This window comes from Chryseobacterium culicis (assembly GCF_900108365.1).
Taxonomy (GTDB): Bacteria; Bacteroidota; Bacteroidia; order Flavobacteriales; family Weeksellaceae; genus Chryseobacterium; species Chryseobacterium culicis.
The window spans coordinates 48,514-62,021 of the sequence record NZ_FNWQ01000010.1; the positions used below are offsets into that span (position 1 = coordinate 48,514).

A 13,508-nucleotide genomic window follows, 5' to 3' on the forward strand; every position below is an offset into this window, starting at 1 on the left:
CCGTCAAAAATTCTTTGAATTTTCGCCACCCCTCCGGATGAGGGGAATATGCAGTCGGTAATGGAAATACGGGTTTATGGTACCAGATTCAGATCCTGATGGGCTAAAGTACGCTCTGTATCTAGGTGTTGTTTTTCAAAGAAATTCTTTAGTTCAAGAAGTCTTTTTTTATGATCATAGCGGATGCTCGAATTCAGTTTTCTCTGGCAAAGAGAACAGGCCCTGGCCAGGTGATAATCCGTTTCCGATAATGAATTGGTTCCGTTCATTACGCAGTTGGCATTCAGGCAGTGGCTGATTCCGAACATATGACCAATTTCATGTGAACTTATTTTTATTAATCTTAAAAGACTTTCATTAAAATTTGAATCGGTTAAATGGCCATCGGCAAACCTGTATATTGAAGTAACGCCTACACCATCTTTATAAGAGGCCAATCCGAAAATGTAATTCCATTCCGGTCTGGGAAAAAGATCTTTCTCTGTAATTCCCATCAGAACTACAGCATCTGCAGGCTTTCTTTTCATGAGGATACTGTCCAGCACATATCCTGCAAGAATCTGTTCCTGTCCTTCTTTTGAGATTCTCTTCACTTTTTCAGGAAAGACCGTATGAGGTAGAGCTGGCAGTATTTTTGTTTCGAGCTGGTAATATATTTTCAGGTACTCTCTGGTAAGTGCTATTTCTTTTTTCTGAAGATCATCAAATGTCCCTATCGGCTGAAGATAAATGGTGTTCTTTCCCGGCTCAGGCTTTATTTTTCTTAATTTCTGAAAATCTTCAAAGGTCTGGAAGTGTTCATCATGGTTGTACCGCCAGCTTCCGGGTTTTGGTAAAGAAGAAAGTTTTATATCATTCTTTGCGATAGATTCAATGTAAGTTTTATTCTGTTTCTGGCAGGAGAAAAGAAGAATAAGGAGTGTGGCATAAAAAAATAAGGAACTGAAGTTATATTTTCCCCGGCTCATAAAAGAACAGCAGTTTCTTTTTAGCACCGTCGAACTCGGACCATGATTCACAGTCTACTTCAAAACCGGCTACTCCGCAGGTGGGGAAATGGAAAATATCTTCCGAAATGGAATTGGCAAAATTGGAAATTCCGTTGTTATGAGAGAAGAAAGCAACCGAATTCAGATTGTCATCCAGATCATAAATTACAGATTCAAAACTTCTTTCCGAGGGATTGTATAATTTTTCATCAGTAGAACAGTTCAACTGATAGGTCTGATTAAAAATTTTGCAGGTATTCAATGCACGTACCGCGGGGCTGGACACAAAATGATCAATGGAAATGTTATTGTTTTTCAGGAATCTGGACATGTGCATAGCATCCTCCAAACCTTTGTCTGCCAATGGTCTGTCAAAGTCCTCCGTTTCCTCAGGCCAGTCGCTTTTTGCATGTCTTACGAGGATGAGTTTCTTCATATAATTGTTTTTTGGAAGATTAAAATTATAAAAAAAATAATGGAATAAAACATGATTTATATAAAAAAACTGCGTTATGAATAAAATCAGTAAATTTTACTAAATTTGCAGACTTATGGGACAAATCCTTGCAATAGACTACGGAAAAGCTCGTTGTGGTATCGCTGCAACGGATGATATGCAGATTATAGCCAGTGGACTGGAGACTGTAGAGAATCGTTCTCTGATGGATTTTTTAAAAAAATATTTCGGAGAAAATAAGGTAGATGAAGTAGTAATCGGACTTCCCATAGATTTGAAAGGAAATGTTTCGGAAGTAGAAACGGATATATTAAAATTCATAGAAGAATTTAAAAAAGAATTTTCAGATATTGCGGTTCATCGTTTTGACGAAAGATTTACTTCCAAAATGGCCTCATTTTTTATTTCACAAAGTGGAAAAAACAAAAAAAAGAGGCAGGAGAAAGGATTAATAGATAAAGTAAGTGCAACTATCATATTGCAGAATTTTTTAGAACAAAGAGTAAGATGATTTTACCAATAAGAGCTTTTGGGGATCCTGTTTTGAGAAAAGTAGGAAAAGATATAGACAAAGACTATCCCGAATTACAGGAACTGATTGATAATATGTTCGAAACCATGTACAGCGCAAATGGCATAGGTCTTGCAGCGCCTCAGATTGGTTTGGACATACGTCTGTTTGTAATAGATGTGACGCCTCTTGCAGAAGATGAGGATTATGAAGATATTAAGGATGAGCTGGCAGAGTTCAAAAAAGTATTCATCAATGCACAGATTCTTGAGGAATCCGGTGAAGAATGGAAGTTCAATGAAGGATGTCTTTCTATTCCGGATGTAAGAGAAGATGTGAAAAGAAAAGGAACAATCGTGATAGAATATTATGACGAAAATTTTGTGAAACATACAGAAACTTTTTCCGATATTAGAGCCCGCGTAATTCAGCATGAATATGACCATATTGAAGGCGTTTTATTTACTGATCACCTGAGTGCTTTGAAAAAGAAACTGGTAAAAGGTAAACTGACAAAAATCTCTCAAGGTGACGTAAGCATCGGTTACAAAATGAGATTTCCAAAGTAATTTAAACAAGGATTAAAAAAGAATAATAAAAAGCAAAAAGCCAGTGCTGATTGCAGAATTTACAAAAAATAAAATTATGCTGTTAGAAAAAATAATTTCAATTTCTGGAAAACCAGGACTTTTCAAATTAGTTTCTCAATTAAGAAACGGATTCATCATTGAAGATGTTACCACCAAGAAGAAGGTAAGCATTGGAAACTCAAGCCAGGTAAGCTTACTGGATAATATTGCTATGTTTACATTTGAGAAAGAAGTTCCTTTGTTTGAAGTATTTGAAAATATTGCTAAAAACAACGACTATAAGGAAACGATTTCTCACAAATCTTCTGATGCAGATTTGAAAGACTTCATGCTAGCATCTCTTCCTAATTATGATACAGAAAGAGTATATTCTTCTGATATCAAAAAATTGGCACAATGGTATAACATCCTTCATAAAGCAGGATATATTACTCCTGAAAGTTTTGTGAAAGCAGAGCCTGAAACACTGGAAGGTGAGCCTGCAGCAGAGGAAGTAAGCATCGAAAAAGAAACTAAGAAAGCTCCAAAAGCTGAAAAACCGGCAACTCCCAAAGTGAAAGCTACTTCAGCGGCTAAGTCTGCTCCAAAAAGCACACACAGAAAACAAGGATAATTCATCTCTGAATTCAAAATACAAACCTTGTCTGGAATTTCCGGACAGGGTTTTTTGTTTTTCCGGATGGCAGATCAGAGCTGGCAGGGATTAGGGCTAAATCAATAGTAAATCCCGAATCTCTTCACCTGTATCGCATATTCCCAACTTTCCCTCCAACCACTACCACAAACCCAAAATATCCCTTACATTTGTATAAGATTGAATTTCCCATTACTTATGAATACGAAACAGGAGAAACTAGAGGCATTTGGAAGGTTACTTGATATTATGGATGATCTGCGAGAGAAATGTCCCTGGGATCAGAAACAAACGTTAGAATCTCTTCGTCACCTTACCCTTGAAGAGACCTATGAGCTTTCAGATGCTATTTTGCAGAATGACTTACAGGAAATAAAAAAAGAATTGGGTGATGTGCTGCTGCATCTGGTTTTTTATGCTAAAATAGGTTCAGAAAAAGAAAGTTTTGATATCGCTGATGTGATCAATTCTTTAAATGAAAAGCTGATTTTCCGCCATCCCCATATCTATGGAGATGTTGAAGTGAAGGATGAAGAAGAAGTGAAGCAGAATTGGGAGAAATTAAAACTAAAGGAAGGAAATAAATCCATTTTGGGAGGAGTGCCGAAAAGCCTGCCGAGTTTAGTAAAAGCCTATAGAATTCAGGATAAAGTAAAAGGAATAGGTTTTGAATTTCATAATGCAGAAGATGCATGGAAAAAGGTGGATGAAGAGATCCAGGAGTTCCATGCTGAGACAGATTTGGATAAGAAAGAACAGGAACTTGGTGATGTATTTTTCTCCCTGATCAATTACGCAAGAATTTCAGGAATTAATCCGGATTCAGCCCTGGAAAGAACCAACCTGAAATTTATTTCAAGGTTTCAGAAGATGGAAAAACTTGCCGGGCAGCAGGATCTGAAGCTGGCAGATATGTCTCTGGAAGAAATGGATGTTCTCTGGGAACAGGCAAAAAAGCTCTCTTAATTCTGATTGGAACAATTAATGCTTCTTATATTCCGTTAAAAAAATAAAAATAAATATGCTACGCTTTCTTATTTTACCTGCTTTGCTTTTATTGAGCTGTAATCCAAAAGCCCAGAATTCTTCAACCAATGAAAATGAACTGAAGGTTCAGTTTTCTCTTCCTAAAAAGCTGAAGGAAGTTTCCGGAATTACTTTATCCAAGGATAAGAATACTATTTGGCTGATTGAAGACCGAGGGAATAAGAACGCAATATACGGAGTCAGCAGTAATGGGGATCTGGTAGCCAAAATTCCTGTTGAGAATGCTGAAAATACGGACTGGGAAGATATCATTTCAGATACTCAGGGAAATATATATATAGGAGATTTTGGAAATAATGACAATAACAGGCAGGATCTGGCTATCTTAAAAACAGATCTGAAAGATAATAAGCAAACCGTAACAAAAGTTATACAGACAACGAAATTCCATTATCAGGGACAGACGGAGTTTCCTCCCAAGAAATCCAACCTGTTATACGACTGTGAAGCTTTTGTAGAAATGAATGGAAATTTCTATCTGTTCACCAAAAACAGAAGCAAGGGTTTTGACGGAACTTTTCTTGTTTTTCAGGTACCCAATAAAGAAGGGAATTTTGAAGCAAAATTAATAGGTACATTAAAGCTGGATGGAGGCTATAACGATGCTGCGATTACTTCTGCCACCATCAACAGTACAAAAGATAAAATTGTTTTGCTGACCCACAAAAATGTCCATGTTCTTACCGGATTTACGGCCAGCAATTTCAGTGATGCAAAAATTGAGAAAATACCATTGAATCATAATTCTCAGAAAGAAGCCATTGTTTTTCTTGATGATAAAACATTAATGATCGCAGACGAGAAAGCTAAGGATGAAGGGGGCAATGTATATACTTTTTCACTTTAAAGAATAAATCACAATACCATTCAAAACCCACAGAATTATTCTGTGGGTTTTTAAGATATATGAATGTAATTAAAGTGATTGACAAATTATAGGTTACGGAGTAAGATATGAGATATGAATGTTACCACTCGATAATCTGAAATCCTGGGTATACCGGCAGCGTATTCTGAAGGTCTCACCCGTATTGAAAAAGTTAATGGATGAAAGGTTATGATTAAGACCTATAGTGCGCTCACCGTGGCCTGTAGATATTCCTGCCAATGTGGTCTGCGCCGGAGAAACTTTCTGTATGTATGAATTAGCAGTTCCGGCAGTCTGCCCCGAAGGATTCAGGCTAAGATCGTAGGTGGCGTACGGTACAATATTATAAAATCCTGGTTTTACGACAGTGAAAAGACCGGTTGTCGTATTATACGTTAAATATGCGGTATCAATCTTATTGCTCACATTGAAGACATAAGTTTGTGAATAACTTTCATGGGTACTGACCGGGGTAGAATGAGTGCCTGTATAACTTCCGCTTGCCGGGCTTATGTCTGTTTTATTTCCTACAAAGACCACCTTTAAAAAATTTTCAGATTCTATTGTTTTCCAGACCGGAGCATTTCCAACCCCGTTAGACATTAATACTTCGCCTTTGTTTCCGGAATTCCCCTTTGTTTTGTCATCTCCCCCTACATTCAGGTCTTTCACTACCTGAAGAGAGCCGTTGACATGTAAGGTATTTTGGGGGGTAGGAGTTTTAATCCCTATTTGTGCACTTAAGGGTATGGATATGACAAATAATGCCATATATAATAGCTTTTTTTTCATCTAATTGTTGATTTTTTGTTGACACAAATATAAACTGTTTTAAAAATGTCTGTTTTTTAAAGAATTGATAAACATATAAGGCTATGGATGATATTGACGTATATAGCTGAAAATATGGCTTTTATTTAAAAGCCATATTTGTTTTATTGATGAAAAATGTTAGCTGAAAATGAGAATTATTAAATTCAATTAAAATGTGTTTTTTTTCGAATAATTTATTTTTAATTAGTTTAATTCTTTGATTTTCAATGATTTAAAATTATGATTTCAGTTGTGTAAATTTGAGTTGTCTTTAAAAGGCACGTTAAAACTTCATTCCTACTCCGGCAGAAACTCTTCCTCCATCCGAACCATAGAAATAATTCAGCCTTGCTGACATCATTTCTACAATACTCAGCCATACGCCGGCACCGGCAGACTGATGCCATTTTCTTGAATTTTCAGTATCATTCCATACACGGCCGATATCGTAGCCGATAAGAATTCCCATATTGGCTGGCGCTATATTATTTCTTATTCTTCCAAAATCCCAACGTATTTCGGAATTATTGGTGAAATAGGATCTCCCGGCAAATCTTTCATTTCTGAAAGCCCTCATCCCATTGTTGCCCCCGATAGCTGCCGCCTGATAAAATTCAAAATTATTATTGTTAATCCACATTACGTTACTGGAATTGGCAAATACAAATTTTCCTTTCTTGTCAATCCTGTGGTCAACAGCTAATTTCCCTTTTACGGTTACGAAGTTTTTATTAAAATCTGAAAGAGTCGCTTTCCAGTCTGCATTAAGCATAAATTCAAGTCCTAGAGTAGGGAAGGCCGCATTATCGGCATTTTTATAACCAAAGGTATAATTCGCCCCTACAAACTGCTGGCTGTTAAATACACCTGGTCTCACATCCGGAGACTGATTAATGAAGCGGTCTGCTTTTCTCTGTACTTTGTTATCTTCAAAAGTCAGCTGAAACTGGTGGCTGAGGTTCATCCAGCTTTTCTTATAGAGGGAAGGTGCAAAATTGAACTTGGAAATTCGGGCCCTGTTGTATTCCCTTTCTGTATTTTCCTTGTCATACTCACTTTCATTGGAAAGGCCAAAGAAGTTTTGAGAGAACCTTGGGGTGGTATAAAATGCATCAATATTGAAATCCCATCCTGATATCGCTTTTTTAAATACTCCTTTATAGGTAAGACTGAATCCTGCAGTAGCTGTATAAAAATTTGCCTTCAGGCTGTGTTTTTGAGTGAACGGATCACGAATGAAATTATTCACCGTGTAATTAGCCAGAACGCCTACAATAACTCCATCATCCGGGTTGTAATCCAGATTGGGATATCCTGCAACGGAATTATATTTCGGATGCTTGTAATTGTAACTGTTGATATCGTAATCGTCCGTAATATTTCGGGTTGCATTTCCGGAATTATACGTGTTTTTCTGAGATTTGAAATCATAAATTTTCACTTTTCGTCCATCCGCAACATTGTAGGTATCATGATTATATCCACCAATAAGCCTGATGGTCATTTTAGGATTTCCGCTTCCCGTTACTACATAGGTATCATCATCTTCCAGCCCGTAGATCCAAAGCTCTTTTGTTTTCGAGTCATGGTAGGTTTTTTCAAAAACAAGTTCGTTCTTATCTTTATCCTTGCCCAGCTTATATTGCTGTACCAGTACGGAATGCCCATTTTTCGTAATAACGAATTTATCAGGCTTCACAGTTCCTGCCAGTGGTACTTTCTTCTGCAGAACATCATAATACTGACTGGCATAGTTCACAAGCTTTGCTTTTCTTGCTTTCAGTTTTCTCTGAATTTCTGCAATGGTTTCGTCCTGTACTTCTTTCGGAAGATTATGGAAGGCATCATCAATATCTGCATCAGTCAAATGTTCCTGAATATATTTTGCCTGTGCTTCCCATTCACTCTGGTCTGCTCCTTTTAAGAAAACAAGATCCATCGGGTAAGGTTCCATGGCAAGCCACTTTACGCTGCTTATTTCTTCTGTAAAGGTTTTCATATGACGAATGGCCGGAACATTCATAATAATTTTAAATGCTGCACCGTCATATTTACTGAATGCCTGATCTCTGTCTTTAGGAATAGGTTTGTAGACTATTTTGTCACCTACTTCATATTCTGCCCATTTCCACTGATCAGAGTGCCTGTCCCAGTCACCGATAAGCATATCAAATAATCTTGCTCTGATGTAGGATTCTCTGTCAACAGAATATGTATCGCTTTTGTTGAGGTTTTTTAATACATCGTCTGTAGAAACAATGTCTTTAGCATGATCAAGGTATGCTAATGTTTTCGGATCTGAAGAAAAGCGTTCTTCTATCATATACATCTCATCTCCGTAATCTTCGTTATATCTTCCTAAAGCCTGCTGCTTAGGAATATAATACAGCTTTGGATTGCTATGGAAAATATTCAGCTTTTCCGACATATTTCCTATGGTAAATGGAGTAAACGGATGATTGGTGGTATAAAAATCCAGCAGGAACTTTTCAGGGAAAGTATCAGCCAGTTCTTCTCCTAATGTACTTTTCTGGAAAGCCATATTATTAAGAAAGCGGATCGCGCTTTTTTTCACTCCGCGCATTACAAATTCCTGTCCGTCAGCAGATTTTAGTCGTAAACTGTTAGACTGGTTTCCACCGCCCTCTCTGAAAGGGATATATCCGCCATTCAGTTCTGAAAGATTGGCGGTAGGAGCTTCAATCGGGATTCCATAATATTTCCGGTAGTGATCTCCCCACAGCCATCTGTAAAATTTTCTTTTTTCGGTAAGCTGTACCGGATAAATGGTTGATGAAAATGTAGCCGGAAAAGAATTCGGAAAATTGTTGATGAATACATCCGGTTTGGAAATCACAGAAATATGAGTCAGTTTTTGAAGCTGTGCGTCTTTAGTTGAAAAATATTCAACATCGGTACTTTCGTCTTTTCTGAAATTTAGAACGGCAAAACCGCTGCCTCCGTAAGAAAAGTCGGTTTTTTCCACAATGGTAGACGGATCTGTTTTAGAGCCTGCGCCGCTGATGATCTGTCTTATATTTCCTTCTTCATGATACTGCAGATTATGATCATGTCCGGAAACGAAAATGATATTTTCCTTATCCTGAACAATACTTTTCAGCCGGTTGGCCAGATCTGCATAATGCTGATTATTGATGTCTTCCGGGCTCGCTCCGGAAGAACTTCGTAATATATTGGCTACACTGGCAATTACCGGAACAGGAACTTTACTGTTGAAGGGATAAAGATGTGATTTTGCAGCAGTAAAGCCAGCGTGTGTTCCACTGCTGATGATAGGATGGTGTAGCGCCACAATAATTCTTTTGCCCTGATTTTTAATGATCAGATCTTTAAATTCTGTAAAAAAATCTTCACGCGTTTTGATGTTGCAGTTTTTATTAATACCCGGATAATTATCCCAATTCGCAATTACCCACTCGGTATCAATAGCAATGAGCTTTATATCTTTAGAAACATTAATATCATCAATAGGGCAACCGTTTTTAGGCAGAAACGCTTTTTTATCGTCAAGGTATTTTTTTACCAGTCCTTCCTGGGTGTTCAATCCTTCCAGACCACTGTACCAGTCGTGGTTTCCGGGGATGACTAACGTTTTGCCTTTGAAATTTTTGGTTATAGCCAGCTGATTTTCAAGTTTTTGTTTAGCCGTTGTATACCCGCTATCTGTTTCTTTCGGCATGCCGTTCGGATAGATATTATCTCCAAGAAAGATCAGCATAGAATTACTGTCGGCAGAATCCAGTTTACTTTTCAGTAAATTCAGTGTTTTTTGTGCCTGAGGTTCATCTGAGTTTCCTGCATCTCCAATCAGGAAGAGTTTAAAATCACTATCAGATTTTATTTCGGAATCTTTTACTTCAAATAAGTTTTTGCCCTTTTGTACGTTATAGGTAGCACAGGAATAAAGCACTCCTGCAGACATTACCGTTCGAAGAACAATAGAAGTATTTTTTAGATGAGTTTTAAAGGATAAATTCATAAATTTACATTAACAAAATTTCAGGGATGAGCATTTTACAAAAAGCTAAAAATTATGTTGAAATCTTATTCAAAGATAAGTTATCTTCAGTATATTTTTATCATAATTTTATCCATACTGCCTACACCGTGAATAAGGCAGAGGAAATCATGAAAAATACTCCTGTTTCTGAAGAGGATCAGGAGAAAGTACTCGTTGCATTATGGTTTCATGATACGGGGTATATAGAATGTGCTCTGAACCATGAAGAGAGGAGTGTGGAGGTGATGAAAGCTTTTTTACACCAGGAAAATTACCCGGAAAACTACATTGCCGATGTTGAAAAACTGATTCTGGCTACCAAAATTCATTACGAACCTCAGAATTTACTGGAGAAAATTGTAAAAGATGCTGATTTCAGCCATTTTGCAGGCCATGATTACAGTGACATTTCCGATGCTTTGAGAAAAGAGTGGGAACTGACCAACGTAAGGTGTTTTTCCAACGAAGAATGGAATGCCGGAAATCTTGATATGCTGAAAAATAAGCATACTTTTTATACCGACTACGCCAAAGAAAACTGGGAGCCGCTGAAAAAAAAGAACATCAAAAAGATCGAAAAGAAGCTGGAAAAAGAAGAAGAGAAAAAAGAAAATAAAAAGGAAAGCGCAGAAGGAAAAAAAGAGAAAGAAAAATCTGACAGAAGCGTAGATACTTTATTCAGGGTAACATTGAATAACCATACAAGGCTAAGTGATATTGCAGACAGCAAAGCCAATATTCTTTTATCGGTAAATGCAATTATCATTTCAGTATGTCTTTCTGTCTTGGTACCCAAGCTCGATGCTCCTAAGAATTCCCATTTGATTCTTCCGAGTTTTATCTTGTTGCTTTCAAGTGTACTCACCATTATATTTGCCATCTTATCCACCAAACCTAATGTGACAAAAACTACATTTACCTCACAGGACATTACGAACCGGAAAGTAAATCTTCTTTTCTTCGGAAACTTTCAGCAGATGCTGTTTGATGACTATCATAATGCCATGAAAGACCTGATCAAAGACAGAGATTATATCTACGATTCTATGGTGAAAGATCTCTATTATCTGGGGAAGGTTCTTAACAGAAAATACAAGCTTTTATCTATTACCTACAAAATTTTTATGGCTGGGATTATTATTTCCGTGCTTTCGTTTGGGGCTGCATTTCTTAGTCTTTAGTAAGACAAACATCCATTCGTAAATAAAGCCTGAATTTGATTGTAGAGCTTATGATATTTTAAACCGGTTTTTTCATAATGAAAAAATCAGATCATTGCTGTCGTCTAATTATTTATTCCTGCGGAAGCGTAAAAGAAACCCTCAGTGCCAGCAGTCCTGTTATTCCCTGAAGATCCTCTACCCGTAAGAATTCTATATCATGCTGCAGGACCCCTTTTTTCTGCAGTTTGGAAATATAGTCGAGGTATTCTTTCTGGTTTTCCATTCCGAAATAGACGATGGTAATTTTTCCGGGAGCCGTGATGCGTTCTGAAGAATCTTTGATGTGCGCTTTATCAAGGCGTTTTTTGATGATCTCATAATAAGAATTATAAGCGCCGTCTACATCAAAACGTTTTTCATCCATTCTGAAGCGGATGTCTATTTTCTCATTATAAACGAAAATCAGTGAAGCAATATCCAGCGGTACCGGAAGATTTTTTTTAAACGACTGAAATTCAAGTTCCATTTTACAAATGGTTTTCAGCTGCCAGTATCTCAGTTTGTGGACAACTTTTGAGGTATAATGAAGTTCAGGTGCGATGGTAGAACCAATGTACAGATTATGCTCTACACCATCAGACTTAAATCTTTCGTAATAATGTGGGAAAATTTCCTGTGCCTTTATCTGGCTTTCATCCAGCAGATCGGCCAGTTTACGGTTGACAAGCGTAATAGAATCATCAAGATTCTTTCTGTGATGATAAAATAAATCAGTAGGAGTGAAGACATGTGAAAAATAATCCTTGATCTTCGTTTTAATTTCCCTGGATGTTTTTATTTCCAGTTTTCCCTGCAGAAAAGGATGAATTTCTTCCCTTAACAGCCGTTGAAACCGTTGTTCTGTATCAGCTTTAATTTCGTTATTCAGCTCATTTTCAAAAATATCCAATGCCAGCAGAAATTTTTCTGAGTCGGAATTGGTGAGTGTAAAAATCTCATTCAGCCATTCAATCTGCTGATTAAGATCCTGCAGCATCAGATTATATCGTTTTTCCGAAGAAGAACGAATATCTGAAACCCCAAACAGCGGAGTAAGGTTTTTAAACGAAATCTGCTTTAATGTATATATTTTCTTACCAAGTGATGCCGTAAAATATTTTTCAGCTTCGTTTCTGAATTTCCATACCACGCTGTCGTGAATAGTAGTGTATTCACGCTGGATGATGGCTTCTATCTGATAGTTTTTCTCAAAGTAAAACCTGTTCAGGGAGAAAAGTATCATATCAGTAAAGAACTCAAGCTTTTTAAGCTTCAAACCATTGAAACTCCCCGCAACAGGCGAGGTAAATTCCATAATGGCAAGAAGTTCACCGTCTTTCATGATAGGAATTACCATAAAACTGTTGACATTATTATCCTTTAAAATGCTAAATGAAGGAAGCTGCTTTACGCTCTCATCCAGATTATTAACATTGGAAACAACTATGGGCTTTGAATTATGATTTAAGTTATTGAATGTACTTTTTCTTGTCTCTTCGTCAAATGCATTGATCCAGAAATCCAGGATATGATTTGTCAGAAGGCTCTCATAAATCGGAAGATTATCCAGTTTCTGTTCTTTTTTATTAAAAGTCATCAGCCCGAAACTCAGTTCCGAAACATCGAAATAAGATTTGAAAATTTCCGTAAGATTTTCATTGGGATTCAGATCTTCAGGATCAATTTCTATCATGCTTGATTTCAGGTCAGAAAGTGCAACTTCAGAGGTGCAGTCTACGAGAGAGATGATCGTAAACCCTTTCAGTATCCAGGACTGCGAAGGGAAATATTTTTTCCACAGCTTAAAATCATCCAGGTTTTCCAAAAGCATATCCAAAACATCATCAGATGGAATTTTAGCATCTTCCGTTGGGGTTATTTCTGTAAAATCTGAATTGACGGTAATTTTGTAATGCTTCATGATTCCCTGTTTATTGGGAATATCATAATAGAACGGGATGGTACTTTTAATGTCTTTTTTAAAGTAGCTCTGAAGAATCAGGCAGCAGCAGAAAACATAAAACTCATTATCTGTAATGTTCCTGAGTTCTATTTCGAAGTCTTTTCCGGCATCTTTAAGAATGTCTTTAAACCTTTCCGTATAATTGAATGTGATATTGGAAAGCGGTATGCTTGCCGCTTTTATTTCGTTTCTGGTAAGGCCTGTCGGGAAAAGATCTGCAAGAAGAAGTCTGATGAGGTCTTCGTGCTGCTCCAGAAAATTGGTATCCTGAAAGCCCTCTTTAAGCTCTTTAAAATTTCTGGTGCTCTCAATCAGGGACTCTGCATAGTTGGCTCTGTATTCCAATCTGTCATTATACCGGATATGTTCCAGAACATCCAAATATTTTTTGAATGATATGTAAACTTGAAAAG

11 protein-coding genes are annotated in these 13,508 nt (G+C 37.1%); 6 read left to right on the forward strand and 5 right to left on the reverse strand.

Going from position 1 to position 13,508, the window contains the following annotated elements:
- Positions 1–74 precede the first annotated feature (74 nt).
- Positions 75–968 carry an archaemetzincin gene (locus BLW74_RS21785; RefSeq protein WP_089696941.1) on the reverse strand — a complete coding sequence of 298 codons (894 nt, stop codon included), beginning with the start codon at positions 966–968 and terminating at the stop codon, positions 75–77.
- Positions 949–1,425 carry a SixA phosphatase family protein gene (locus BLW74_RS21790; protein WP_089696944.1) on the reverse strand — a complete coding sequence of 159 codons (477 nt, stop codon included), beginning with the start codon at positions 1,423–1,425 and terminating at the stop codon, positions 949–951. Before BLW74_RS21790 ends, BLW74_RS21785 begins: the two co-directional genes overlap by 20 nt.
- Positions 1,426–1,540: 115 nt before the next feature.
- Here BLW74_RS21790 and ruvX point away from each other — a divergent pair, with 115 nt between their 5' ends.
- The 5 genes from ruvX to BLW74_RS21815 all read left to right on the forward strand — a co-directional run bounded on the left by ruvX (position 1,541) and on the right by BLW74_RS21815 (position 5,075).
- Positions 1,541–1,957 carry a Holliday junction resolvase RuvX gene (ruvX, locus tag BLW74_RS21795; protein WP_089696947.1) on the forward strand — a complete coding sequence of 139 codons (417 nt, stop codon included), beginning with the start codon at positions 1,541–1,543 and terminating at the stop codon, positions 1,955–1,957.
- Entirely contained in the window at positions 1,954–2,526 is a 573-nt protein-coding gene (gene def, locus BLW74_RS21800) for a peptide deformylase (protein ID WP_089696951.1), read from the forward strand. The genes ruvX and def overlap by 4 nt, the downstream gene beginning before the upstream one ends.
- Before the next feature lie 76 nt (positions 2,527–2,602).
- A complete protein-coding gene (locus tag BLW74_RS21805; protein ID WP_089696954.1) occupies positions 2,603–3,160 on the forward strand; it encodes a DUF5606 family protein in 558 nt (185 codons plus the stop codon).
- 219 nt (positions 3,161–3,379) lie between these two features.
- On the forward strand, positions 3,380–4,147 hold the full coding sequence (gene mazG, locus BLW74_RS21810) for a nucleoside triphosphate pyrophosphohydrolase (protein ID WP_089696958.1): 768 nt from the start codon (positions 3,380–3,382) through the stop codon (positions 4,145–4,147).
- A gap of 55 nt (positions 4,148–4,202) precedes the next feature.
- Positions 4,203–5,075 (forward strand): SdiA-regulated/phytase-like domain-containing protein, encoded by an 873-nt coding sequence (locus tag BLW74_RS21815; protein WP_089696961.1) that lies wholly within the window; start codon positions 4,203–4,205, stop codon positions 5,073–5,075.
- 93 nt (positions 5,076–5,168) lie between these two features.
- Here BLW74_RS21815 and BLW74_RS21820 read toward each other — a convergent pair whose 3' ends face one another.
- Entirely contained in the window at positions 5,169–5,888 is a 720-nt protein-coding gene (locus BLW74_RS21820) for a hypothetical protein (RefSeq protein ID WP_089696964.1), read from the reverse strand.
- A gap of 304 nt (positions 5,889–6,192) precedes the next feature.
- Entirely contained in the window at positions 6,193–9,909 is a 3,717-nt protein-coding gene (locus BLW74_RS21825) for a metallophosphoesterase (RefSeq protein WP_089696968.1), read from the reverse strand.
- A 26-nt stretch (positions 9,910–9,935) separates the two neighbouring features.
- Here BLW74_RS21825 and BLW74_RS21830 point away from each other — a divergent pair, with 26 nt between their 5' ends.
- Positions 9,936–11,111 (forward strand): Pycsar system effector family protein, encoded by a 1,176-nt coding sequence (locus BLW74_RS21830; protein WP_089696971.1) that lies wholly within the window; start codon positions 9,936–9,938, stop codon positions 11,109–11,111.
- Positions 11,112–11,223: 112 nt separating this feature from the next.
- On the opposite strand, the gene BLW74_RS21835 is transcribed toward BLW74_RS21830, so the two are convergent.
- Complete coding sequence (locus BLW74_RS21835; RefSeq protein WP_228425014.1) at positions 11,224–13,476, reverse strand: GAF domain-containing protein; 2,253 nt, start codon at positions 13,474–13,476, stop codon at positions 11,224–11,226.
- Between the last annotated feature and the right edge of the window lie 32 nt (positions 13,477–13,508).